The organism is Bradyrhizobium sp., assembly GCF_027307225.1.
Classification (GTDB): domain Bacteria; phylum Pseudomonadota; class Alphaproteobacteria; order Rhizobiales; family Xanthobacteraceae; genus Bradyrhizobium.
Map to the genome: position 1 here is coordinate 18,338 of NZ_DAHUXJ010000006.1, position 24,508 is coordinate 42,845.

The 24,508-nt window shown below is 60.6% G+C and carries 16 protein-coding genes and 2 pseudogenes; 10 read left to right on the forward strand and 8 right to left on the reverse strand.

Annotated elements, in window-relative coordinates; translation table 11 throughout:
* Positions 1-85: 85 nt before the first annotated feature.
* The 3 genes from M6D32_RS00785 to M6D32_RS00795 form a co-directional block, all read right to left on the reverse strand.
* Complete coding sequence (locus M6D32_RS00785; RefSeq protein ID WP_298252387.1) at positions 86-3,637, reverse strand: error-prone DNA polymerase; 3,552 nt, start codon at positions 3,635-3,637, stop codon at positions 86-88.
* On the reverse strand, positions 3,634-5,100 hold the full coding sequence (locus M6D32_RS00790; protein ID WP_298252483.1) for a DUF6504 family protein: 1,467 nt from the start codon (positions 5,098-5,100) through the stop codon (positions 3,634-3,636). The genes M6D32_RS00785 and M6D32_RS00790 overlap by 4 nt, the downstream gene beginning before the upstream one ends.
* Positions 5,101-5,341: 241 nt before the next feature.
* Positions 5,342-6,130 carry a DNA repair protein gene (locus tag M6D32_RS00795; protein ID WP_298252485.1) on the reverse strand — a complete coding sequence of 263 codons (789 nt, stop codon included), beginning with the start codon at positions 6,128-6,130 and terminating at the stop codon, positions 5,342-5,344.
* A gap of 174 nt (positions 6,131-6,304) precedes the next feature.
* Here M6D32_RS00795 and M6D32_RS00800 point away from each other — a divergent pair.
* Together M6D32_RS00800 and M6D32_RS00805 are read left to right on the forward strand one after the other, a co-directional pair.
* Positions 6,305-6,781, forward strand: a pseudogene (locus M6D32_RS00800) (biotin synthase); the annotation flags it as partial.
* Positions 6,782-6,869: 88 nt separating this feature from the next.
* Positions 6,870-8,315, forward strand: a complete 1,446-nt coding sequence (locus M6D32_RS00805; RefSeq protein ID WP_298252389.1) for a UdgX family uracil-DNA binding protein — start codon at positions 6,870-6,872, stop codon at positions 8,313-8,315.
* Positions 8,316-8,459: 144 nt separating this feature from the next.
* Here the strand turns inward: M6D32_RS00805 and M6D32_RS00810 are convergent, their stop codons facing one another.
* On the reverse strand, positions 8,460-9,632 hold the full coding sequence (locus M6D32_RS00810) for a M20 aminoacylase family protein (protein ID WP_298252391.1): 1,173 nt from the start codon (positions 9,630-9,632) through the stop codon (positions 8,460-8,462).
* Positions 9,633-9,772: 140 nt separating this feature from the next.
* On the opposite strand from M6D32_RS00810, the gene M6D32_RS00815 reads away from it, so the two are divergent.
* The 5 genes and pseudogenes from M6D32_RS00815 to M6D32_RS26895 all read left to right on the forward strand — a co-directional run bounded on the left by M6D32_RS00815 (position 9,773) and on the right by M6D32_RS26895 (position 14,447).
* The gene (locus tag M6D32_RS00815) at positions 9,773-11,392 is read left to right on the forward strand and encodes a GMC family oxidoreductase N-terminal domain-containing protein (RefSeq protein ID WP_298252393.1); all 1,620 of its coding nucleotides are present in this window, start codon (positions 9,773-9,775) and stop codon (positions 11,390-11,392) included.
* A 182-nt stretch (positions 11,393-11,574) separates the two neighbouring features.
* Positions 11,575-12,213, forward strand: coding sequence for a DUF4433 domain-containing protein (locus M6D32_RS00820; protein ID WP_298252395.1), 639 nt, complete (start codon positions 11,575-11,577; stop codon positions 12,211-12,213).
* 1 nt (position 12,214) lies between these two features.
* Positions 12,215-13,306 carry a macro domain-containing protein gene (locus M6D32_RS00825; protein WP_298252397.1) on the forward strand — a complete coding sequence of 364 codons (1,092 nt, stop codon included), beginning with the start codon at positions 12,215-12,217 and terminating at the stop codon, positions 13,304-13,306.
* Between the two features lie 26 nt (positions 13,307-13,332).
* Positions 13,333-13,884 carry a Panacea domain-containing protein gene (locus tag M6D32_RS00830; RefSeq protein ID WP_298252399.1) on the forward strand — a complete coding sequence of 184 codons (552 nt, stop codon included), beginning with the start codon at positions 13,333-13,335 and terminating at the stop codon, positions 13,882-13,884.
* A pseudogene (locus tag M6D32_RS26895) lies at positions 13,862-14,447 on the forward strand (hypothetical protein). Before M6D32_RS00830 ends, M6D32_RS26895 begins: the two are co-directional and overlap by 23 nt.
* 186 nt (positions 14,448-14,633) lie before the next feature.
* Here M6D32_RS26895 and hpnO read toward each other — a convergent pair.
* Positions 14,634-16,025 (reverse strand): aminobacteriohopanetriol synthase HpnO, encoded by a 1,392-nt coding sequence (gene hpnO, locus M6D32_RS00835; RefSeq protein ID WP_298252402.1) that lies wholly within the window; start codon positions 16,023-16,025, stop codon positions 14,634-14,636.
* Between the two features lie 122 nt (positions 16,026-16,147).
* Between hpnO and M6D32_RS00840 the strand changes: the two genes are divergently transcribed.
* On the forward strand, positions 16,148-16,735 hold the full coding sequence (locus M6D32_RS00840) for a DUF2147 domain-containing protein (protein WP_298252487.1): 588 nt from the start codon (positions 16,148-16,150) through the stop codon (positions 16,733-16,735).
* Here the strand turns inward: M6D32_RS00840 and M6D32_RS00845 are convergent.
* A complete protein-coding gene (locus M6D32_RS00845) occupies positions 16,703-19,291 on the reverse strand; it encodes an MMPL family transporter (protein ID WP_298252404.1) in 2,589 nt (862 codons plus the stop codon). The genes M6D32_RS00840 and M6D32_RS00845 overlap by 33 nt on opposite strands.
* 445 nt (positions 19,292-19,736) lie before the next feature.
* Between M6D32_RS00845 and ispH the strand changes: the two genes are divergently transcribed.
* Entirely contained in the window at positions 19,737-20,663 is a 927-nt protein-coding gene (ispH, locus tag M6D32_RS00850; RefSeq protein WP_298252489.1) for a 4-hydroxy-3-methylbut-2-enyl diphosphate reductase, read from the forward strand.
* A gap of 33 nt (positions 20,664-20,696) precedes the next feature.
* A complete protein-coding gene (gene hpnH / locus M6D32_RS00855; RefSeq protein ID WP_298252406.1) occupies positions 20,697-21,845 on the forward strand; it encodes an adenosyl-hopene transferase HpnH in 1,149 nt (382 codons plus the stop codon).
* Here hpnH and M6D32_RS00860 read toward each other — a convergent pair.
* Together M6D32_RS00860 and shc are read right to left on the reverse strand one after the other, a co-directional pair.
* A complete protein-coding gene (locus M6D32_RS00860) occupies positions 21,786-22,517 on the reverse strand; it encodes a phosphorylase (protein WP_298252408.1) in 732 nt (243 codons plus the stop codon). The two genes, hpnH and M6D32_RS00860, sit on opposite strands and share 60 nt — an antisense overlap.
* On the reverse strand, positions 22,514-24,472 hold the full coding sequence (gene shc, locus M6D32_RS00865) for a squalene--hopene cyclase (RefSeq protein ID WP_298252491.1): 1,959 nt from the start codon (positions 24,470-24,472) through the stop codon (positions 22,514-22,516). Before shc ends, M6D32_RS00860 begins: the two co-directional genes overlap by 4 nt.
* Between the last annotated feature and the right edge of the window lie 36 nt (positions 24,473-24,508).

Consider the following 24,508-nt stretch of genomic DNA (forward strand, 5'->3'; position numbering starts at 1 on the left):
CGATTGAATCAAAACCGGGGCTCTAAATTTTTGTTTTGACGCGTTTTCTTCACGCGAACCGGTATCCACTTCGCTCGAAAACGCTTTAGTGGAAATCCCGCGACGGCGGCAGGATGCGAACGTTGCGAGGATGGCGGATTTTCTGCGCTGGACTATCCGGGTGATCGCGCCGGTCGTCATTAAGCGGCTCGATCAAGGCGGCAGCCACCGGTAGCGCATGTTTCTGGCTGACCATATCGTCAGCGAGATCGAGGAGATCGCGGGAACGGTCGAACAGCCTTTCAGCAACGAGGTGCACGACCTTTTCCGGGCTGCTCTGGATAGTGCCCTCAACCAGAATTAGCCGCGATCCCATCACTTCTTTGCGGAAACGCTCCATCGCCTTGGGCCAAACCACGATATTGGCGATACCGGTCTCATCCTCCAGTGTCATGAAGACGACGCCCTTGGCGCTGCCTGGACGCTGGCGCACCAGCACCACCCCGGCGCAGCGGACATACTGCTTGTCCCGCGCATCGGACACCGACGAGCAGGCGATCACGCCCTCACGCGTGAACCTTTTCCGCAAAAATTCCATCGGATGCCCCTTCAGCGACAGCCTGATCGTCTGATAGTCCGCGACCACATGCTCCGGCAGCGGCATCGACGGCAACGGTTTTGCCTGTTCATCCGGCTGCTCGCGGGCGGCGGCGGTCTCGAACAGCGGCAACGGCACATCGTCCGGCAGACGCCGCACGGCCCACAGCGCAGCGCGGCGATCGAGCCCGATGGAACGAAACGCATCGGCATCCGCGAGCAGGATCAGCGCGCGCTTGGGCAAGCCGGTGTCGCGGGCAAAGTCCTCCAGCGAGGTAAAACGGCGGCGATTGCGCGCGGCGACAATGCGATCGGCCCAGTCGTCGATCTCATGCTCCGGCGGTGCCACACCTCTCCCATAGGGAGAGGTCGCGCCGGAGGCGCGGGTGAGGGGCAAGGTCTCTCGAAGGACCTGAGCCCCCTCACCCGATTTGCTGCGCAAATCGACCTCTCCCCGTTGGGGAGAGGTGGAGCAAGACTGCGGTCCCACCGGGTCAACCAAGAAGCATTCTGTAGGCGCATCCCGGAATGACGACTGGATATATTTCAGCCGCTCCTCGTCCGGATCTTTCCACTTGAAGCCGTCGATCTGGCGAAAGCCGAGCCGTACCGCGCAATGGCCCCCGTCCTTTTCTTCCAGCGTATTCTGGGCAAAGCTATGGGTCACGTCGATCTCGCGCACCTCGACGCCGTTCTTGCGGGCATCGCCGACGATCTGCGCCGGGGCATAAAAACCCATCGGCTGTGAATTCAACAATCCGCAGCAGAAGGCGTCGGGATGCCAGTACTTCAGCCATGACGAAACATAGACGAGTTGCGCGAAGCTTGCCGCATGGCTTTCCGGGAAGCCGTAAGAACCAAAGCCTTTGATCTGCTCAAAGCAGTTTTTTGCAAATTGCGGATCGTAGCCGCGCCGGATCATGTTTCCGATCAACTTCTCCTCGAAATTTCCGATGGTTCCGACATTGCGAAACGTCGCCATCGCGCGGCGCAATCCATTGGCTTCTTCGGATGTAAATTCTGCCGCCTCGATCGCGATACGCATCGCCTGCTCCTGAAACAAGGGCACGCCCAGGGTCTTGTGCAGAACCTTGTAGAGTTCGTCCGGGGGGCCGTGTTCCGGCGAAGGCGCCGGATAGTTTTCCTTCTCGATGCCATTTCGCCGGCGCAGATATGGATGCACCATGTCACCCTGGATCGGCCCGGGTCGCACGATCGCAACTTCAATAACGAGGTCGTAGAAGGTGCGCGGTTTCAGGCGCGGCAGCATGTTCATCTGCGCGCGGCTTTCGACCTGGAAGACGCCGAGCGATTCGCCCTTTTGCAGCATCTGATAAACTTCATCGTCATCCTTCGATTTGATGTCGGCAAGTTCGTAACGCTCGCCTTTGTGAAGCGCGATCAGGTCGAAGCATTTGCGAATGCAGGTCAGCATTCCCAGCGCCAGCACGTCGACCTTCATCATGTTCAGCGCATCGACGTCATCCTTGTCCCATTCGATGAAGGTGCGGTCGTCCATGGCGGCATTGCCGATCGGCACATAGGTGTCGAGCCGGTCCTGGGTCAGCACATAACCGCCAACATGCTGCGACAGGTGCCGCGGAAACTCGATCAATTCGGTCGCGAGCTCGACCGCAAGCTCCACCATCGGATTCCGGGGATCGAACCCGGCCTGCTTGACCTGCATCTCGTTGAGGCCACTGCCCCAGCTTCCCCATACCGTATCGGCGAGCGCTGCGGTCACATCCTCGGTCAGCCCAAGCGCTTTGCCGACGTCGCGGATCGCGCTGCGCGGCCGATAATGAATGACGGTCGCGATGATGGCCGCACGGTGCCGGCCATAGCGGCGGTAGACATACTGCATCACCTCCTCGCGCCGCGAATGTTCGAAATCGACGTCGATGTCCGGCGGCTCCAGACGCTCCTTGGAAATGAAGCGTTCGAACAAGAGATCGACCTTGGTCGGATCGACGGAAGTGATGCCGAGCACGTAGCACACGGCGGAATTGGCCGCCGATCCCCGTCCCTGGCAAAGAATTTTTTGCTTTCGCGCGTAATGCACAATGTCGTGCACGGTGAGAAAATAATGCGCGTATTTCAATTCGGCGATGAGAGCGAGTTCCTTGTGCAAGGTCGCGCGCAATGTGTCGTCGATTTTTCCGTCGAAATATTTTTGCACGCCTGCCCAGGTCAGGTCTTCCAGATGTTGCTGCGCTGTCTTGCCCGGCGGCACCGGCTCGTCGGGATACTGGTATTTGAGCTGATCGAGCGAAAAGACGATGCGGCCGGCAAACCGCATGGTTTCCGCGATTGCTTCCGGCACGTCGCGAAACAGCCGCGTCATTTCCTGCGCCGGCTTGAGATGGCGTTCGACATTGGCCTCGAGGCGCTTGCCGGCCGCTTCAATGGTCGTCTTCTCGCGAATACAGGTGAGGATATCCTGCAGGCGACGCTGCGATGGGTCGTGGTAGAGCACCTCATTGGTCGCCAGCAGCGGCACGCCGGCGCGGTCGGCGATGTGCCGGAGCCAGGCCAGACGCCGCCGGTCATCGCCGCGATAGAGCAGGCTCGCCGCGAGCCATACACCGTCGGCGCGACTTGAACGCAAGCGCTTCAGAAGGTCGTCCGCTTTCGCTTCCTCGAAACGGTGCGGCAGCGCCAGCACCAGAAGCTGCCCCTCGGCAAACTCCAGGAGATCATCGATCTTCAGATGACATTCACCCTTGAGCGTGTCCTCGCCCCGCTTGCCACGGGTGAGCAACTGGCACAGCCGGCCGTAAGCCGCGCGATCGCGCGGATAAACCAGGATGTCGGGCGTACCGTCGATGAAAACGATCCGCGATCCGATCAGAAGTCTGGGCTTGTGTTCGATTTCGGGATTATCGAGTTCGCTGTAAGCCCGCACCACGCCGGCCAGCGTGTTGTGGTCGGCGATGCCGATGACGGGAAGACGAAGCTCTCCCGCCTGATGGACATAGGCCTGCGGATGCGAGCCGCCGCGCAGGAACGAGAAGTTCGTGGTGATGCCGATTTCTGCGTAATCCATCAGTGAAGTGTTCATGCGAACAACCCATGCATGAACCAGTTCGGCGATGGCGGCTTGCCTTCCTTCTGTTCGACCTCGTCGAATAACCCGTCGCGATAGAGCCAGAACCGCAAGCCTTCTTCGTCCTCGACGCGGAAGTAATCGCGCGTCAGCATCTCGCCTTGCGCGCGCCACCATTCCATGGCGACGCGCTCAGGACCTTCGACGCGGACGACGGCATGGGTGGCGCGGCGCCAGACAAACCGCGCCGGCGGACCGTCCGGCACCTCGGCGATGACCTTGATCTGTTCCGGCCGCTCGAACAGCCGCAAGGGCCGCAGCGGCGGCTCACCCTCAACGCGCGCGGGCCAAGCGGCTTGCGCGGCTTCTATCAGATGATGCTGCGCCGGCCCGGCCCACACCGCGCGTTCGGGAATGTGAGTATCCTGCGGCAAATGAACGACCACGCGCTTGCCGCCAATGCGCGCGGCGATGCGGTCGATCAGGGCCGAGATTTCGTCCCGGTCATGCACATGGGTATCGAGATCGCGCTGCTCCTGCACGACGATTTCGGTGCGGCTTGCGTCCAGGCGAATAAGGTCGAACCCGAAGCCGGGATCGAGCGGGTCGTTTAAAGCCTCCAGCCGCTCGCGAAACAGCCGGTCGATCACCTCAGCCTTGGTGACGGGCTGCCCGGTATCGACCGAGATGGTGCGAACCGCGCCATCGGTGCGGAAAAAACGCGCCTCCAGCCGCCGCGCGCCCTTGCCTTGCTTGCCCATCGCTGCGACCAGCATCCCGGCCAATCCCGACAAGGTGGCCGAGATCACCGTCTCGGTTGCAACCGGCTCGGCAAAACGCTTTTCCACGATGTAATCGGGCAGCGGCTTACGTGGACTGATCGGCGCATCGCTTTTGCCCAGCGCCTGTTCCAGCATCGCCGTGAAACGAGCACCGAACCTCGCGGTGATTTCGTGGCCAGCGCGGTCCGCCACATCGCCGATGGTTTTCAACCCGGCGCGGCGCAGGCCCGTCACGACAGCCACATCCGCTCCCAGCGCCGATATCGGCAGCGGCCGGACGGCTTCGGCCTCCTCGCCATCGCGAACGATCCGGCCGTGGACATGACGGGTCAGCGTCCGGGCGCAGACGGCCGTTCCGGCGACGGCGGCGCTGACCATAAACCCCTGCGCGGTCAGGATACCGGATACGAGATTCATCATCGCTGCTTCGCCGCCGAACAGATGCGCGCAGCCGGCGATGTCGAGAAACAGACCGTGCGGGAGATCGAGCGCGACCAGCGGAGTGAAACGGTCGCACCAACAGGCGATGGCATTCAGCGCGTCGGCGTCGGCGGTCTCGTCGGCGTCATAGACCTGAACCTCGGGGCAGATGGCGCGGGCGTTCGCGAGCGGCAGGCCGACCGCGAGGCCCACATCGGCGGCCGCATCGTCGAGCGCGGAAATCCGCAGCATGTTGTTTTCCCTGGCAACAACGATGCTGGGTCCAAGGTTTGATCCCTCCCCCCGCGAGCGTAGCGAGTGGTGGGGAGGGTCGGCCGAAGGCCGGGGTGGGGGGAGTTTCCGCAAGACACCGCCCCCCACCCTGGCCTCAGCTTCGCTGCGGCCTTCCCTCCCCACCGCTTCGCGGGGGGAGGGATAAGAACGTGCGCCATCAAATACGATTTCCCTACCCTGCACGGAAGGAGAGGGCCGACCGTCTATGCCGCAAGAAATTTGTTTAGCTCGCGCGTCGCTGGATAATTGCCGTTTGATGCGGTCGGTAGGCAGGCGCGGCAGCCACAGGCTGAGAATACGCCGCCGGTTTTCCGAAAAGGCACTCATCACATTTCCATTCCATGATCCAGCGGCCGGTCGGGCCATGACGATTGCGGACAAGCTGCGCCTCAAACTGCGGCGAGCCCCATGCAGTCCAGGGCTTTGAGCCCGGCGGCGAATGCGCCGCGCGCACGATCCATCGGGTCTCGGCCGTCGAGGCCCTCGGCTCTGCTGCCATCCGCAGCACTAGACCGGTCGCGCCCGAGGCCTGGGCGGCCAATGTCAGCTTGCGGCTGGCAACGAGGTCGAGCTGCTTCGCCTCGCCCCAGACCTCCAGCACGACGGCGCCCACCGCATCGCAGGCCAACGCGTCAGCCGTTGTCCGCAACGCTTGATCCACGTCGGCCGCGCGAACGGTGACGAGAAGGCGCGGATCGAGGCCGAGTTCGGAAAACCCGTGCATCGAGATGGCGCCCGCTTCCACCTCCGCAAAGTCCTGCCGGATCCACACAAGAGGCCGCCGGGCGGCGACGCGTCCTGCAAGTCCCGCGATAAAGCCGGTCGCCGCCGCGCCCTGCCGACCAGCTTCCGCAAACACTTCATGCATGACGCCCAAAGCCAGCCCGCCTTGCAGGTGTGCGTCGGCCTCCGCATGTCCGAGCGGCACCTTGCGCAGGCCACACGCCGCGCCATGCGTTTCGATGCGCTCGATGCTGCTGCGTAAGGCCGCAAAATTTCTTGCTGCGCTCATCCTCATGATGCGCCGCGTCCCTCTGAAAGCTGATGTGACCGCTTCTGATTTTGAGAGAACCAGAAGCTGGCTCATTTGTTCATGATATGTTCTAATTTAAAGCTAACGGAGACCGAAGAGTCAATTCGAATCGGCGATTTGACGATTCATGAATGGAATCAAAGGGATTTAGGGATGGACGTACAACGTAAGCTGGAAATTCTCGCAGATGCCGCCAAATACGACGCTTCTTGCGCGTCCAGCGGCACCGAGATGCGGGATTCCAGCGACGGCAAGGGCCTCGGCTCGACCGCGCCGGGCATGGGCATCTGTCACTCCTACGCGCCGGACGGCCGCTGCATCTCGTTGTTGAAGGTCTTGCTCACCAACGCCTGCAACTACGATTGCCTCTATTGCGTCAATCGCGCTTCCAGCAACGTGCCGCGCGCCCGCTTCACCATCGACGAGGTGGTGAAGCTCACGATCGACTTTTATCGCCGTAATTATATCGAGGGACTGTTTCTCTCTTCCGGCATCATCCGCAGCGCCGACTACACCATGGAGCAAGTGGTTCGTGTCGCGCGCAAGCTTCGCGAAGAGCATCATTTCCGCGGCTACATTCATCTCAAGACCATTCCCGAGGCCGATGACGCGCTGATCGCTGAAGCCGGCTTGATGCCGCAAACCTTGCCCAGCGCTTCAAGCCGAAGGCGGCCCAGTTGGGATTCGGATTCTAAGGCTTCGTCATGCGAGTAACATCATGCACCACATCATCCTTGATCACCAAACCGATTTCGACGGCTGGCGGCAAGCCGCGCGCACGCTCGTCCTCGATGGCATCAGGCCGGAGGATGTGACATGGAGTATCAGGGGTGATGAAGAATTATTCGCACCTGCCGAGACGACATCGCAACCGCGCCCATCGGCTGAGACCTTCAGCGTCTCCGCCAGGTTTGTCGAACTCGCCAAAATCGCGATCCTGCACCACGACCGCGAGCGATTTGCGGTGCTTTATCGTTTGCTGTGGCGCTTACGGGGCGATCACGACCTCCTGGATGTTGCGACCGATCCCGACGTCATCCGCGTTACGGCCATGGCAAAGGCGGTGCGGCACGACGAGCACAAGATGCACGCCTTCGTCCGCTTCCGCGAGATCGGACGTGAACGGGAAGCCCGCTATGTCGCCTGGTTCGAGCCCGAACACCACATCGTGGAGTTGGCGGCCCCGTTCTTCGCGCGACGTTTTGCCGACATGCCCTGGTCGATCCTGACGCCCGAACTCTGCGCGCATTGGGATGGCTTTGCGATCTCGTTCACGCCGGGCGTCAGCAAGGCGGACGCGCCAACCTCCGATCGGCTGGAAGAGACCTGGCGGCGCTACTACGCCACGATCTTCAATCCTGCCCGTCTCAAGGTGAAGGCGATGCAGACCGAAATGCCGAAAAAGTATTGGAGGAACCTGCCGGAGGCTTCGATGATTGGACCTCTGATCGCGGGCGCCGCACGCGCCACCGACACGATGATCGCGAAAACCGCGACCGAGCCGCACAAGGCGCAAAGGCGGCTGGAAGGGCCGATGAGACGCAAGACTGTCGCCGCAGGCGACGAGCTTGAGACATTGCGCGAGGAAGCAGCCAACTGCCGCGCCTGCCCGTTATGGAAAGACGCCACCCAGACCGTATTCGGTGAAGGACCGCCGCATGCGCCGATCATGCTGGTGGGCGAGCAGCCGGGCGACAAGGAAGATCTCGCCGGAAAGCCGTTCGTCGGTCCGGCCGGTCAGATGCTTGACCGCGCGCTGATCGAGGCCGGCATCGACCGCAAACAGGTCTACATCACCAACGCGGTCAAACATTTCAAATTCTTAGCCCGTGGAAAAATCCGCCTGCATCAGAAACCGGCAACGCCGGAAATCAGGGCTTGCCGGCCGTGGTACGAACGCGAACGAGCCGCGATCAAACCGATGCTGGTGGTCGCCATGGGCGCCACCGCCGCGCAAGGCGTATTCGGCAAGATGATGCCGATTAATAAAAACCGCGGCCACCTCATTGATCTCGATGAAAAAACCAAGGCGCTGGTAACGGTGCATCCGTCCTATCTGCTCCGCCTGCCGGATGCGGACGCCAAGGCGCGAGAATACGCGCGCTTTGTCGATGACCTGAAGATGGCTGCTGTGTTTTTACGGAAGTCAGCCAGTGCGGCCTAATAGGGGTCGCCAGCGCTAACTCCTCGAGGGCTCATCATGCGGACTTCTGAACCAAGGCCACACGCGATCAATAATTTTGCCAGTGTCCTTTCCGATTCCGAAATTCGCAAACGTGGCTCCCCAAGATGATGCGAACTTCGGAAATCACGCCGCCAGCGCGTTCTCGACCAGCTTGATCCAGTACGACGTGCCAAAAACGATCGCTTCGTCGTTGAAGTTATAAGCCGGATGATGCAGCCCGGCGCTGTCGCCGTTGCCGCAGAAAATGAATGCGCCCGGCCGCTTTTCCAGCATAAAGGCGAAATCCTCGCCGCCCATCATCGGCGGCATCTCGGAAACGTTGCTGTTTCCCGCGATCTCTTTCGCCACGCCAATCGCAAAATCGGTCTGCGCCGCGTGATTGACCACGACCGGATAGCCCGCCTCGTATTCGAGGTCGATCTTGGCGCCGGTCATCCGCGCCACGCCTTCCACCACTTCGCGAACGCGCTTTCCGACCAGGGTGCGGACTTCCGGCGTCAGCGTGCGAACAGTGCCCCTGATTTCCGCGGTCTGCGGGATCACGTTGCGGGCGTTGCCGGCGTGGAACTCGCACATCGAGACCACGGCGGCCTCGAGCGGATCGACGCTGCGCGACACGATGGATTGCAGCGCCGTGATCAGTTGCGCGCCGACCATGACGGAGTCGATCGACAAATGCGGACGCGCCGCATGTCCTCCGCGCCCCTCGATACGAATATTGACGGCATCGGTCGAGGCCATGATCGGACCGGGCCGGATCGCAAAGGCGCCGACCGGGATTCCCGGGCCGTTATGCATGCCGTAGACCTGATCGATGGCAAACCGGTCGAACAGTCCGTCCTTGATCATGGCGGCCGCACCCGCGCCGCCCTCTTCCGCCGGCTGGAAGATGACAATAGCATCGCCGCCGAAATTCCGGGTCTCGGCCAGATAGCGCGCTGCGCCGAGCAGCATCGCGGTATGCCCGTCATGGCCGCAGGCGTGCATCTTGCCGGAGGCCTTGGAGGCATAGGGTAGTCCGGTCGCCTCCTCGATCGGCAACGCGTCCATGTCGGCGCGAAGCCCGATCGTCCTGATATCTCCCTTGCCGGCAGGCTTTCGGCCCTTGATGAGGCCGACAACGCCGGTCCCGCCAAGGCCGGTCACCACTTCATCGCAGCCGAACTGGCGAAGCCGCTCGGCCACGAAGGCCGAGGTGCGGCCCTCCTCATATCCCAGTTCGGGATGTTCGTGGATCTCTCGGCGCCACGCCTGAATTTCGGGTTGCAGATCGGCCGCGCGATTGACGATGGGCATGGCAAACTCGGTTCTGAATGCTTGATCAACGCCTTATCTAGCACACCGGACACGGACAGCCCAATACCTCTGGATCATTGACAAAGACCCATGGGCCGGACTTTGTCGGCCCTCACCACGCCAGAATGGAAAAGCCAAAAATGGCCACGCGGCTTGAGGGAGATTTCGACTACATCATCGTCGGCGCCGGCACCGCCGGGTGCATCCTCGCCAATCGCCTGTCGGCCGACCCGCGCAACCGGGTACTGATCTTCGAAGCCGGCGGCGGCGACAACTGGATCTGGTTTCACATCCCGGTCGGATACCTCTTCGCTATCGGTAATCCCCGGTCGGACTGGATGTTCCGGACCGATGCGGAGGCGGGCCTCAATGGCCGCTCGCTGGCCTATCCCCGCGGCAAGGTGATCGGCGGTTCGTCAGCCATCAACGCCATGATCTCGATGCGTGGACAGGCCGCCGACTACGACCACTGGCGCCAGCTTGGACTGACCGGGTGGGGCTATGACGACGTCCTGCCGGCCTTTCGCCGCCTGGAGGATCATTTTCTCGGCGAGAGCGAACATCACGGCGTCGGCGGCGGCTGGCGCATCGAAGCGCCGCGGCTCTCCTGGGTTGTTCTCGATGCGGTCGGCGAGGCCGCCCAGCAAATGGGGATACACAAAATCCCGGACTTCAACACCGGCAACAACGAAGGCGTCGGCTATTTTCACGTCAACCAGAAACGCGGACGCCGTTGGTCGTCGGCCCGCGGCTTTCTCAAGCCCGCCTTGAGGCGCGCCAACCTGCGGCTTGAGAAGAACGTGCTGGTCGATCGGCTCATCGTCGAGAACGGCCGCACGGTGGGCGTTGTATTCTCAGGAGACGGACAGGTCTTCGAAGCCCGCACCAAAGGCGAGATCATCCTCTCGGCCGGTTCGATCGGTTCGACGCAAGTCATGCATCGCTCCGGCATTGGTCCGGCGGAATGGCTGGCGCCGCTCGGTATCGCCAGCATCATCGATCGCCCCGGCGTCGGGCGCAACCTGCAAGACCATCTACAGCAGCGCGCGATCTACAAGGTGACGGGCGTGCGCACGCTGAATGAGACCTACTACTCCTATATGCGTCGCGGCCTGATGGGGCTCGACTACGCCTTCCGTCGGCGCGGGCCGCTCACCATGGCGCCGTCGCAGCTTGGGATTTTCACCCGCTCCGATAACAACCGCGAGCGGGCCAACATCCAGTTCCACGTCCAGCCGCTCTCGCTCGACAAGTTCGGCGATCCCCTGCACCGTTTTCCCGCGATCACCGTCAGCGCCTGCAACCTGCAGCCGACGTCGCGCGGCACCGTGCGCATCAAATCCGCCGTTCCCGATTCTGCGCCTTCGATCGCGCCAAACTATCTGTCGACCGACGAGGATCGCCAGGTGGCCGCCGACGCCATCCGCACCACGCGACGCCTCATGAAGCAGCCCGCGCTTGCCGCTTATCGTCCGGAGGAGTTTTTGCCGGGACCGTCGGTCGGCGACGACGAGGCATCGCTCGCCAAAGCAGCCGGCGATATTGGGACGACGATTTTTCATCCGGTCGGAACGGCAAAAATGGGAGCCGAAAACGATCCCTCCGCAGTCGTCGACGAGCGCCTGCGTTTCCGAGGGCTTGCGGGCCTGCGGGTCGCAGATGCATCCGTGATGCCCACGATCACCTCGGGCAATACCAATACGCCGACCGCGATGATTGCCGAAAAAGCGGCTGGGATGATCCTGGAAGATTCGCGTTGAGCCCAACGACTAACCCGAAAATCAGCGAAATTTGCGGTTGTGGTGGAGTTTCCTGTTGACCGACTCTTTACTTGTTCTTAATTTGTTCTCTTTAGGGGAGATTGGCACTGTGGAAGATGGCGCTGTGAATACGGGGGCCGCGCGTCTTTCGCCTGCTGAGGGCATCGGCGTATGGTCGTTTGATGTCCAAGGACCTTTTGAACCCCGAGAAAGCTTTCATTTTTCGGATTTGCCATAAAGGCAACCTTGAGAAGGTCTTGAACGATGGCGGATGCTTATGCCGAAACGAAGCGAATGCCTCGAAGTACGTCGAGATCGGTAATCAAGAGCTGATTGCGAAACGCAAGGCGCGCCCGGTGCCATGTGGGCCGGGAGGAACCCTGGGCGATTATGTCCCGTTTTATTTCACTCCGTTCAGCCCGATGCTTTACAACATCAAGACCGGGTACAACGGCATCCCGAAGCAGCCCATCGAGGACATAGTAATTCTGGTCTCGTCGCTGCACCACCTGAGGAAAAAGGGAATCCCGTTCGTCTTCACAGACCGACACGCCTACCTGAAGCTGGCGCAGTTTTCGGATGATCTTACCAATCTTAGTTGGATCATTTGGCCGGTGTTGCAGGTGAAGAACTTCAGGAAAGACGACATGGACAAGTTCGAAAAGTACCAGGCGGAAGCCTTGGTGCACAAAAAGATCCCGTTGGATGGGATCATGGGCATCGCTTGCTACAACGATACGGTAAAGACCGGCGTCGAACAGTTGTGTGATTCGAAAGGCAGCAAAATTCAGATCATCACCCGCAGGAATTGGTTCCTCTGACATGATCCGCTTTACGCAAGGCAATCTGCTGGACGCTGACGCGCAGGCTCTCGTCAATACCGTGAATACGGTGGGCGTGATGGGTAAGGGCGTCGCTTTGATGTTCAAAGAAGCTTATCCTGAAAACTTCAAAGCGTACGAAGAAGCGTGCCGGTCTGAGGAAGTTCAGATCGGCAAAATGTTCGTCACTGAACGCCGAGGGGAAATGTTCGGTCCTAAGTGGATCATAAATTTCCCGACGAAGGCCCATTGGCGCTTTCCGTCCAAAATGGAATGGATCGTTCGAGGACTGGAGGACCTAAGGCGCTTCATTAGCGAAAACAGCGTTAAGTCAGTCGCCCTGCCGCCCTTGGGTGCGGGCAACGGCGGGCTGGCGTGGAAAGATGTTCGTCAACAAATTGAAGCTGCTCTGGGTAAGCTGAGCGACGTTGATGTGATCGTCTACGAGCCGACTGCAAAGTACCAGAATGTCGCCAAGAGGACCGGCGTAGAAAAACTAACTGTAACGCGCGCGCTGATTGCGGAACTGGTGCGACGATATTCCATTCTTGGGTTTGATTGCACACTGCTCGAAATACAGAAGCTCGGATATTTTTTAGAGCGCTTCGTCGTGAAGCCAAATCTCGACAACCGCATGGACTTCGAGTTCACGGCCAATAAGTTTGGACCATATTCGGAGAAGCTTAAGCATCTCTTGAATGGGCTAGATGGAAGTTACCTGCATTGCGACAAAAGGCTCGGCGACGCTGGTCCGTTCGATGTGATCCATTTCGACGATTCGAAGCGCGACAAGGTTTCGGCTTATCTGACCTTGGCCGAAGCAAAAGAGTTTCGTCCGGCGCTTGAGAAGACCTCTGAGCTAATCGATGGCTTCGAATCACCGTTAGGTATGGAGCTTCTCTCGACGGTCGACTGGCTAGTCAACAAGGCGTCCGTAGAGCCAAACGTCGCCGCCATTCGCGAGCGATTGGCGAGTTGGCCTGGCGGAAGGGCGGCGGGCGAACGGAAACTAAAACTGTTCGAAGATCGCACTATTGAGATTGCACTTTCGTCGCTTGCGGATGCTGAACTGATTGCAACGCCTGCCAAGTAAGCGCGTCCCTTTCTCGATTGAAGTGTATGATGACTGAGGTCTACGACCCGCGCTGCATCGCGAATCTGATGCTTGATGAAAGTGAGCGAATTGGTCAGCACCTGACCAATTTGGCGCTTCAGAAGCTGTTGTATTTCGCGCACGCCATTTTTCTAATCGAACAAGGGCGCCCTTTAGTGTCTGGCTATTTTGAGGCTTGGGAATACGGCCCGGTAAATCCAGCCGCCTACCAAGCGTTCAAACGCGCGGGCGCGGAACCGATTGGCTTCCGGGCTGATAGACAAAACGTCGTAAGGGGCACGCGTGAGCCAATTGCCCCGCCCACCGAACCCGAGATAATTCGGCACATAAGCAGAATCGTTCAGTCGTATGGTCGAATGACCCCCGGAAGACTGGTGGATATTTCGCACGCCAAGGGCGCGCCGTGGCATTTCGTAGTGGACAAAGGCAGAACATCCCTGGCATTTGGGATGCGCATTCCCGATGAAGTGATTCGGGAGCGGTTCAAGCATCACAAAGTTTCTGTCGGCAGTTGCCGGTCGGTCGGAGAGCCACGTGAAGATACGCCCTTTGCCTGAAATAGATCTCGCTCGCATTGCACCGATGTTGCGAGATGAGAAGAGGCGAGCGTTGGAACAGATACGGTTAGGCCACCCGCCGTATTCGTACGGTCCCGTCCGGTGCTCTATGTCTGACGTTTTGAACGTTCAATCTGACCTCATCGGGCCGATGCCACGAACACCGTGGGCAAAAATTGCGCAAGCAATTCAAAGGAAATCGCGTAGTGACGATGAGGAGCAGGCAAATCTGCGCGTCGCTGCCGGGCATCCCATTCTTGGACCCACGTCGCGTCAAACGGCTTACCGTGCAGGGTCGACGCTTTGTGTTCTCAGTAATGCATGAACGAATTCGAGCGGCCGATCCTGACTTCGCTGACGTTTCGTTAGCGGTTGTGCAGTTCGCGCTTTCGGCAAAAGGACCGCGCGAGCCAGCGATCTTTTTGGACCAGGGTGTTGAGTTGTTCACGTTCGACGAATTGGACCGAATGGTCCGAGAGACCTACGAGCTTTGGGTAGAAGTCTGCGAGGAACGGACGGCCGCCACTCGCCGTCGTGGTGCAGCGGGCGGTGGATTATTGTAAGCCGGCAGAGTAAAGCGCGGCTCAGTGCTGAGACATGGATCGCCGATAACTAGCGCGCGCTCCCCGCAAATGCCGACGATCACCTCGGGCAACACCAATACGCCGACCGCGATGATTGCCGAAAAAGCGGCTGGGATGATCCTGGAAGATTCGCGTTGAGCCCGCGCCAGGCGGGAATCCAGAGATTCAGGCGGACTTGCGAACGGCGTTGTCGACCAGCGTCTTGCCGAGCGACCAGATCGCACCGGGAACCTTGTGGCTCGACGCAATCACGGAATCGAATGCCCGTTCGACCCAGTTGCAGTCCTCTTCGGTGATGGTCAGCGGCGGCAACAGCTTGATGGTGTGGCTGCCATGACCCGACACCTGAGTCAGGATCTTGTGGTCCTTGAACAGGGGCACGGTGATGAGCTGACAGAACAGGCCCTTGTTGGCTGCCTCTAACACGTTCCAGGAAGCTTTCAGCCGCAGCGATTTCGGCGAACCGAACTCGAGGCCGATCATCAATCCCTTGCCGCGCACGTCCTTCAGCAGTTCGTATTCAGGCACCATGCGGTTGAGCGCGAGGCGGAGCTCCGCGCCGCGCCTGGCGGCAGCCTCGACCAGCTTTTCCGACTTGATGACTTCGAGCGTGGCGATGCCGGCGGCCATCGCCAGATCGTTCTTGGCAAAGGTCGAACCGTGGACGACCGCGCGATCCATCTGATTGAAGATCTTGTCGAAGATATTCTTGCGCGTGAGAACCGCGCCAACCGGAACGTGACCGCCGGAGAGCGCCTTCGACAACAGAACCATGTCGGGTTCGATATTCCAGTGCTCGACCGCGAGGAAGCGTCCAGTCCGCCCCATGCCGGTCTGGATTTCGTCGGCAACCATCAGCGTGCCGTATTTGCGGCACAGCGCCGCCGCGCCTGGCAAGAATTCGTCGGTCGGCATGTTGACGCCCTTGCCCTGGATCGGCTCGAAGATGAAGGCGGCCACTTCGCGCGATGACAGTGCCTGCTCGAGCGCAGCGAGATCGTTGAACGGAATCGCCGAGCAGCCCGGTAGCAGCGGCTGGAAACCGCCACGGAAATTCGGATCGTCGGTCAGCGACAACGCTCCATAGGTCAATCCATGATAGCCGTGTGTGCAGTAGACGATGCCGGGTCGGCCGGTCGCGCCGCGGGCGAATTTGATCGCCGCCTCGACGCATTCCGCACCTGAATTGGCGAAAAACACCTTGTCCAGATATGGGACATATTTGAGCAACCGCTCGGCCAGCACGCCGGCAAGCGTCGATACGTCCAGCTGCACCAGGTTTGGGAAGTCGCTGTCGAGGACGCTTTTCAGCGCCTCGCGCAGGACCGGATGGTTCCGGCCAATCGCAAAAACGCCAAAACCGCTCAATAGATCGAGGTAACGAACGCCATCGCGATCGAACAGGTATTGGCCCTGACCCTTCTGGAAACCGACGTCGTAGCCGATCGTCTTGAGAACCCGGACGAGTTGCTCGTTCAGGTGGCGCGCATGCATGGAGCTGCGTTGCCCCTGCCGGTCCACAAAAATCTCAGAAACGTCTAGATTGGGATATGTCATCAGCTAAATACTTCGATTGGTGCCCATTCCGTCAACTGAAAACGTCCTATGCGGCGTTTTGCCATCCAGCCGAATTCCCTTTAAGCATAGGCTAGACCATGCTGCATCGCCAACGAGAGATTATGCGTACGACTATTTTTTTGGGAGCATTAACGGTGATGACGACGGCGTCCGCACTGGCGGCGGATCCGACGGGAGATTGGCGCGTGGCGGACGGCGTCGCCCATATCCGCGTGGCGGAATGCAACGGCAATATTTGGGGCGCGGTGATTTGGGAGAAGGAGCCTGGCGGCCTCGACGCACACAATCCCGATGCCTCCAAGAGAAGCAGACTGACGCTCGGCATCCCGATCCTGATCAATATGAAGAAGAAGGCGGGAGTAGATCAGTGGGAGGGCGAAGTCTACAACGCCAACGATGGAAAAACCTATAGCTCGACGATCAAGCCCGTCGGTTCGGACAAGCTGCAGATTCAGGGCTGCGTGCTCGGCTTTCTGTGCGGCGGCGAGACCTGGACCCGTATCGCCGGGCCGATTCCGCCGACCAGTGCAGGTAACGTAGCAAAACCGACAAGGACCGCGGTAGCCCCGAAAACTACGGGTGCTACCGAGCTGTCCAAGGGTCAGAAGCCGGCGGCAGCAGCAGCGATCGCGACCGACGCCGTCGGCGATATCTGTCTAATTCCCGACATCGCGCGGTTTACCCATTAGCGCGGGCTGAAACAGCAACACAGCTGCAAGCGTCGTGACGAGCGACAGCGCCAGCAGTTTGCCCATGCTCGCGGTTCCCGGATGACTCGACAGCCACAGGCTCCCGAACGCCGTGGCCGTGGTCAGCGCGCTGAAAAAGATGGCGCGTGTCAGGCTCGATTGCAGCAGATTCGTTCTCCCCGCGCGCCACGCCGTCACATAATAGATCTTGAAGGCGACGCCGACGCCGAGCAGCAAGGGCAGTGCGACGATATTGGCGAAGTTGAGCGGCAGGTCGATCAAGACACAGATTTCGAGCGTCACCGCGCCGGCCACCAGCAGCGGCACCAGCGTCAGCAGCACGTCGGTGATCCGACGCAGGGTGATCCACAGCAACAGGCTGATCACCAGCAACGCCCAGAAGCCTGCGTGAATGAAGGCTTTGACGATCGTATCGCCGGATTTGAGAATCGAGACGGGCCCGCCGATCGCCGTCGGCTCAGCGCTGAGCACGGCGGCGGCAAACTTGCGCAGGGTATCGTTGTCGTTGGGATCGCCACGCGGCTCGGCTTCGACGCGCATCAGGCCATCCTTGGTTTTCCAGCTACTCACCAAATCAGCCGGCAAGGTGTTCAGGCTGACCGGCCTTGCCTGCAACGCGTTCTTGAGTTGATCGAGCACGACCTTCAGCGGCGTCACGAAGATGGTTTGGGTCTTTTCGCGCGTGGCTTCATTCGAATCGGCAAGCTTTGCCAAATCGTCGGCCAGCCGCCGGGAAGCCACAGCCCCAGGCCCCTTCGCCTCGCCTGCCGTCTTGCGCAGGCTTTCCGCCGAACCCTTCAAGGCATCGACGTTTTCGGCGTCCGAGGGCGCCTGATCGACGGAGTCGGGATTAAGCGCCGGATTGAGAACTTTCGCGCCCTGCGCGATCAGCTTCAGCTTTTCCGGCTGGTCTTCCGGCACAAAACTGTCGAGCGACATGACCCGCAGCACTTCCGGCAGCTTGGAAAGCTTCTGCTCGATCTTTTTCGCATCGGCTTCCGAGTTCGTCATCACGTTGATGGCGTTGGCGCCGGTGTTCGGATCTTTCCTCAGATCAAGAAACGTCGCGATCGATTCAGCCTTTGGGTTGCGCAAATGCATCGGGTTGAAGTCGAAGTGAAGGAAGTAAAGCAGCGGCAAACCGGCGGCCGCCACCACCAGGGTGCCGACAACGATGATCACACGATGATCTTCGAGAAAACGATCGAGCGGCGCGAGAAAGCCATAGCCAACGGGGTCATCCTCCCCGGGCGGATTCAAGAGGCTGAGCAAGGCCGGCAATACCGTGATGCTGGTGAGAAAAGCCACCAGCATGCCGGCGCCGGCGATCTCGCCGAGTTCGGAAACGCCTTTATAGTCCGTCGGCAGAAATGACATGAACCCCGCCGCCGTCGCCATGGCCGCGAGTGAGAGCGGGATGGCGGAATATTCCGCCGCCTTGGCCAAGGCGGTCTTCAGATCGTTGCTCTTGAAACGCTCGGAACGGTAGCGAACGCTGAACTGGATGCCGAAATCCACCCCCAGTCCGATAAACAGCACCGCAAAAGCAATCGAGAGCAGATTGAGCGAACCGATCATCGCCAGGCCGATCGCGGTCGTGATCGCAAGGCCGATGGCCAGATTGGCGAACACCGCCGAGATGATCTTCGCCGAATGCAGCGCCAGCCAGAGGATGAAAAGCACCACGACGACAGTGCCGATGCCGTTGACCACGGCGCCGTCGGCCACCGTCCCGAATTCCTCGTTGGCGATCGGCACCGGTCCGGTCAGGCGGACCCGCGCCCCAAACTGGCTTTCGAGATTGAGATCGCTTGCGGCCTGCCTGATGGCGTCGGTCGCCGCCTTACCGGGCTCAAGCGCGTTGAAATCCAGGATCGGCTTGAACTCGATGAAGGCCCGCCGGTCGGCGTCGGTCAGAGGCTTGTCGCTGACAAGCCGGCGCCAGGAGAAGGTGGCGTTGCCGTTTTTCAGCACATCCTCGATGGTCCCGGATATCTGATTAAGGGGACGTTCGGTGCTGTCGAGCTTGATCTGGCCGCGCCGGACGCCCGCCAGCACGGTTTCCAGTGCCCCCGTCAGCCCGCGCAGGGATGGATCTCCAGCCATGATCTCGATCAGCGGAGCCGCCTGCTCAAACTGTCCCGTGAGCTGGGCCACCTGTTCCTTCGGAAGAAACAGGAACGCGTTTTTCTCAAAGAACTCGCCCGTACCGAGCGATTCCACTGATTCAAAATGCTGCTTGTCGCCGGAGAGCTTGTGGAAGAGCGTGACGGTCGCCGCGGTCGTTGCTTCCGGCGTGGGCGCCTCTACCACGGCCAGGATCATCCGGTCGCGGTCGAAGGCATTGTCGAACTGAATGTCGCGTTTGCGCCAGTCCAGATTGGACGAAATCAGGGTGTTGATGTCGGTATTGATTTCGAAATGTTTGGCCGCATAGAGGCCGGCCCCCACCGCAAGGGCGACGGCGATCAGGACAGTCGTGGCAGCAAACCGCGTGCATGTCGTAACAATCGAAACAACTATCTTGGTCAGCACTTCATCTCTTTCTGGGTCTCGGCGGCCCGCCGGCAACGCTCGCTGTCTAGCGGAGTTCCCCGGGCCAATCTAATGGTCATTTTGAGGTTTTCGCTTTGCTCGGGCGCCGAAAGAGCCGCAAAAAGCGCCAAATCTGGGCCGCCGCGCATGGGACCGATGCTTATCCCGACGCGATGACGCAGCTGTGAGCGGATTTGGGCCGACACCGGCAAAAACCGTATCATGTTACCTAAATTAACGCTGGGAACCGCATATAGGTCTCCCGCGGCGCAAACTGGTTCGAGTCGCCTTTCCTATCCGGTCTTTTTTTGACACAAAGCCGTGCGTCTACGACCCAACGGCGTTGGTGTAGATATTGCGGCGCGGAGACCACAAATGTTGGCGGATGTCCTGACCGGGCGGCGCGCCAAAATGAGGGTAGCTTAATTTGCGTAACGGTCGTCCGATGGAAGTGTTTCTGGCGCAGCCCCGCGGCTTTTGCGCGGGTGTCGTGCGTGCGATCGAAATCGTCGAACGCGCGCTCGAAAAGTACGGTCCCCCGGTCTATGTCCGGCATGAGATCGTCCATAACAAATACGTGGTCGAGAGCCTGAAGAACAAGGGCGCGATCTTCGTCGAGGACCTTTCCGAGGTGCCGGCCAACGCGGTCACGGTCTTTAGTGCCCATGGCGTGGCGCGGAGCGTCGAAGAAGAGGCTGCCGCGCGCGGCCTGCCGGTGCTCAATGCCACCTGCCCACTTGTGACCAAGGTTCACAACCAGGGCAAGCGCTACATGTCCAAGGGCCGCTCCCTGATCCTGATCGGCCATGCCGGCCATCCCGAGGTCGAGGGCACCATGGGACAGGTTCCGGGCCCGGTGCTGCTGGTCCAGAATGTCGAGGAAGTCGCCGCCCTGCCCCTGCCCTCGGACGCTCCGATCGCCTATATCACCCAGACGACGCTCAGCGTCGACGATACCAAGGACATCATCGCGGCCCTGCGGGCCCGATTTACAGACATTCAAGGCCCGGACACCCGGGATATCTGCTATGCGACACAAAACCGCCAATCTGCGGTAAGGGACCTCAGCAAGCTCGTGGACGTTATTCTGGTGGTTGGGGCCACGAATAGTTCCAATTCAAACAGGCTGCGCGAAATCGGCACTGAAGTCGGCGTTCCGAGTTACCTGATTGCCGATGGCAGCGAGCTCAATCCGGAATGGCTGAAGGACGCCAAGGCGGTGGGCATCACCGCCGGCGCTTCGGCGCCAGAAGTGCTTGTTGACGACGTGATTGAGGCCTTGCGGCGCATCGGACCGGTTGCGGTTTCGGTACTGCCGGGCCGCGAAGAAAATATCGAATTCCGGCTTCCGGCCGAACTAGCTGCGGGCTGATTATTCCTCATCTTGGATGCAGAAAGACACGTAATGGCAATACCGTTCTTCAAGGAAATTCGCATCGGTGGCTATCTGATGAAACAGAAGCTGATGGGCCGGAAACGGTACCCGCTGGTGCTGATGCTGGAGCCGCTGTTTCGCTGTAATCTTGCTTGCGTCGGTTGCGGCAAGATCGATTATCCGGATGCCATCCTCAACCGGCGCATGACGCCGCAGGAGTGCTGGGATGCGGCCGACGAATGCGGCGCGCCGATGGTGGCGATCCCCGGCGGTGAACCGCTGATCCACAAGGACATCGGCGAAATCGTTCGCGGCCTCGTCGAGCGCAAGAAATTCGTCTCGCTCTGCACCAACGCTTTGCTGCTCGAGAAGAAGCTGCACCTGTTCGAGCCGTCGCCCTATCTGTTCTTCTCGGTCCACCTCGATGGCCTGAAGGAGCATCACGACAAGGCCGTGTCGCAGGAAGGCGTGTTCGAACGCGCCGTCTCGGCGATCAAGGCGGCCAAGGCCAAGGGCTTTACGGTCAACGTCAACGCCACGGTCTTCGACGGACATTCGGCGGAGGACATCGCCAAATTCCTCGACTTCACCACCGAACTCGGTGTCGGCGTTTCGATGTCGCCGGGCTACGCCTATGAGCGCGCGCCCGACCAGGAACACTTCCTCAACCGCACCAAGACCAAGAACCTGTTCCGCGACGTGTTCGCGCGCGGCAAGGGCAAGAAGTGGAATTTCATGCACTCCGGCCTGTTCCTGGACTTCCTGGCCGGCAACGAGAGCTACGAGTGTACACCCTGGGGCATGCCCGCCCGCAACATCTTCGGTTGGCAGAAGCCGTGCTATCTGCTCGGTGAAGGCTATGCCAAGACCTTCGAGGAGCTGATGGACACCACGGATTGGGATAGCTACGGCACCGGCAAGTATGAGAAGTGCGCCAACTGCATGGCCCACTGCGGCTATGAGCCGACCGCGGCGACCGACGCATTCAAGAACCCGCTCAAGGCGCTGAAGGTGGCTATCCGCGGCGTTCGGACCACGGGTCCGATGGCGCCGGAAATCGACCTCAGCCAGCAGCGCCCCGCGCAGTACATCTTCTCCGCAGAAGTGCAGAAGCGGCTGTCAGAGATCCGCCGCGACGAGGCCCTCGCTGCCGAGCAGAAAGCCTCGACAGCCGCGTAGGCTGCGCAGCGCGCGACTGAAATCGATCCCGGTCGTGACCAGGTCACGCAGCGTCCGCGGGTTCCGCGCGACGCTGCGCAGGACCTTGCGCAGGTCGATGTCGCCGTTCGGCTTGATGGCGGCCATGGCAAGCGACGGCAGAGCGCGGTGAGCGGGATCGCTGACGACGCGAAGGGCCGCGAAAGGCAGCCCGGCATTGGCCGCGTATTCCGCCGCAATATGGCTTTCCATATCGACCGCCGCCGCGCCGGTCTCGAGATGTAACGCTTCCTTGAGATGACGGGCAGCGACCACTTCCTCGGCCCCTGCCAGACGGCCCCTGACAATGCGCCGGCGCCCAAGACCAAAGCCGGCGATCAGATCCTCTTTCAGCGCCAGATCGGCCAGCCAGCGGGTATCGCCCGCCTGCACTTCCGTCGCGACCACGATATCGCCTGACTTCAAGGTAGGATCTAGCCCTCCGGCCACGCCGAAGCTGATCACGCCACGGATCGTTGCTGGATCGAATACGGTCAGAAGCGCGCGCAATTGCTGCGGATCGCTACTGCTGCAGACAACGGCCATTCCGGGGCCGGATGCGATCCGGGCCTCCTGAACAAGACCAGTCACGATGAGCACTGGCCGCGGGTCCAAATTGCCCACGGGCGCGCCAATCCTTGCCCCCAACTTCACATCCCGACCCCTACCGCCCTGCTGTTGGTCTTTCGCAAATTCCGATACCGCGCCAGCGCCCAGAGCGGAAAGAATTTCGCATAACCATGATAGCGCAGATAGAACACGCGAGGAAACCCTGTTGCCGTATAGCGTTGCTCATCCCACAGGCCCTTTTGAGTCTGTGTGGTCATAAGGAATTCGATACCGCGGGCAACGGCCGGATTTTCGACCTCGCCCGCCGCCATTAGGCCAAGCAAGGCCCATGCCGTTTGCGAAGCCGTTGACGGGCAGCCGTCAAACCCCTTCTTGAATTCCTTATAGCCGAGTCGGTAGCTGGTCGCATGCTCTCCCCAGCCGCCATCGGCGTTCTGGACCAAGACCAGCCACTTCGCGGCCCTCTGCACCATGGGATCCTGATGATCAACCCCGGCGGCGTTGAGGGCACAGAGCACGGACCAGGTGCCGTAAATGTAGTTCAGGCCCCAGCGGCCATACCAGGACCCTTCCGCGAGCTGAGTGCCCCGCAGATAGGCTACCCCCGACGCAAGCGCAGGGCTCGTATCGGCGTTTTCTCCCAGTTGGGCCAACATGGAAATGCAACGGGCGGTGACGTCTTCGGTCGGGGGATCGAGCAAGGCGCCGTGATCCGAGAACGGGATGTTGTTGAGGTAATATTCGAGGTTGTTGGCGTCGAAGGCCCCCCAGCCGCCATTCTTGCTCTGCATCCCCTCGATCCACTCACGGCCGCGGGCAATCGCCGCGTCATAGGCCGGGTTCGGCACGCCGCGCCTGGCCCGGTCCATCGCCATGACGACCACGGCGGTGTCGTCGAGATCCGGATAATGGGCGTTGTTGTACTGAAAGGCCCAGCCGCCCGGCCGGGTCTGCGGCGCCCTGACGGCCCAGTCGCCTTTGACGTCCAGGACTTGCAGGGGCACGAGCCAGTCCAGGCCCTGCTTGGCCGGCCCCTTCGCCTCATCGCTGTCGGCTTCGAGCAGGGCATGACAGGTCAGCGCGGTGTCCCACACCGGCGAGACGCAAGGCTGGCAATACGCCTCCTCCTCACCGATCACCAGCAGCTTGGCGAGCCCGCGCCGCTGGATGGCGCGCGGCGGATAGTCCGCGCCCTTGCCGAGCGCGTCATACATCATGACGGTGTTGGCGATTGGCGGAAAAATTGCGCCGACGCCGTCTTCGCCGTTCAGCCGCTCTTCGACGAAGGCGACGGCCGCATCGATCGCACGAGCGCGCAGCTTTTTCGGAAACAGAGGTTCGGCCACGCGGAGCACGCTGTCCAGTGCGCTAAACAGCAGATACCAGCCCCAGCTCTGATGCGGCGCCTTGGACGTCATACCGATCGAGCGCGGGTCTTCCAGGAACAGTTCGTCGATGCCGATACCCCTGGGATTCCTCGCGCGCGGCTTCAGCGCCGCCAGCACCAAGAGTGGCACGAGCGTCGTGCGCGCCCAATAGGAAATCTTATTGAGATGAAAGGGGAACCAAAGCGGCAGCAAGATGATCTCAACCGGAACGACCGGAGCCGCGCGCCAGGTCGTGACGCCGAACAGCGAGAACATGAAGCGCGTGAAAACGTTGCTCTTGATCGCGCCGCCACGCGCATGAATAGCCTCGCGCGCCCGCACCATGTGCGGGGCGTCGATGGAATCCCCGATCATCTTCAAGGCAAAGTACGCCTTGACGCTCGCGCTCATGTCGAAATCGCCGGCATGGACCAGCGACCAGCCGCCGTGGTCGCCCTGAATGCGTCTCAGGTAGTTGGCGATCTTGGCCTCGAGCGCGGTATCGGCCGCCTCGCCGAGGTAGTGGGCGAGCAGCACATATTCGGCAGGGATCGTGCAGTCGGCCTCAAGTTCGAACACCCAATGTCCGTCCGCCTGCCGGTGCCCCAGCAGTGCTTCGGTCGCCGAATGAATGCTCGCCTCAAGGGCGTTTCCCGCCTCAAGCTTGCTCATTGCAGACTGCATTTCGTTCGAAATCTCCTGCTGTGC

What these genes read in the sequence shown, in the direction of transcription:
- M6D32_RS00785 (WP_298252387.1), bottom strand. Translation starts at nt 3,637, where the DNA reads ATGAACACTTCACTGATGGATTACGCAGAAATCGGCATCACCACGAAC.
- M6D32_RS00795 (WP_298252485.1), bottom strand. Translation starts at nt 6,130, where the DNA reads ATGAGCGCAGCAAGAAATTTTGCGGCCTTACGCAGCAGCATCGAGCGC.
- M6D32_RS00805 (WP_298252389.1), top strand. Translation starts at nt 6,870, where the DNA reads ATGCACCACATCATCCTTGATCACCAAACCGATTTCGACGGCTGGCGG.
- M6D32_RS00810 (WP_298252391.1), bottom strand. Translation starts at nt 9,632, where the DNA reads ATGCCCATCGTCAATCGCGCGGCCGATCTGCAACCCGAAATTCAGGCG.
- M6D32_RS00815 (WP_298252393.1), top strand. Translation starts at nt 9,773, where the DNA reads ATGGCCACGCGGCTTGAGGGAGATTTCGACTACATCATCGTCGGCGCC.
- M6D32_RS00820 (WP_298252395.1), top strand. Translation starts at nt 11,575, where the DNA reads ATGTCCAAGGACCTTTTGAACCCCGAGAAAGCTTTCATTTTTCGGATT.
- M6D32_RS00825 (WP_298252397.1), top strand. Translation starts at nt 12,215, where the DNA reads ATGATCCGCTTTACGCAAGGCAATCTGCTGGACGCTGACGCGCAGGCT.
- M6D32_RS00830 (WP_298252399.1), top strand. Translation starts at nt 13,333, where the DNA reads ATGATGACTGAGGTCTACGACCCGCGCTGCATCGCGAATCTGATGCTT.
- hpnO (WP_298252402.1), bottom strand. Translation starts at nt 16,025, where the DNA reads ATGACATATCCCAATCTAGACGTTTCTGAGATTTTTGTGGACCGGCAG.
- M6D32_RS00840 (WP_298252487.1), top strand. Translation starts at nt 16,148, where the DNA reads ATGCGTACGACTATTTTTTTGGGAGCATTAACGGTGATGACGACGGCG.
- ispH (WP_298252489.1), top strand. Translation starts at nt 19,737, where the DNA reads ATGGAAGTGTTTCTGGCGCAGCCCCGCGGCTTTTGCGCGGGTGTCGTG.
- hpnH (WP_298252406.1), top strand. Translation starts at nt 20,697, where the DNA reads ATGGCAATACCGTTCTTCAAGGAAATTCGCATCGGTGGCTATCTGATG.
- shc (WP_298252491.1), bottom strand. Translation starts at nt 24,472, where the DNA reads ATGAGCAAGCTTGAGGCGGGAAACGCCCTTGAGGCGAGCATTCATTCG.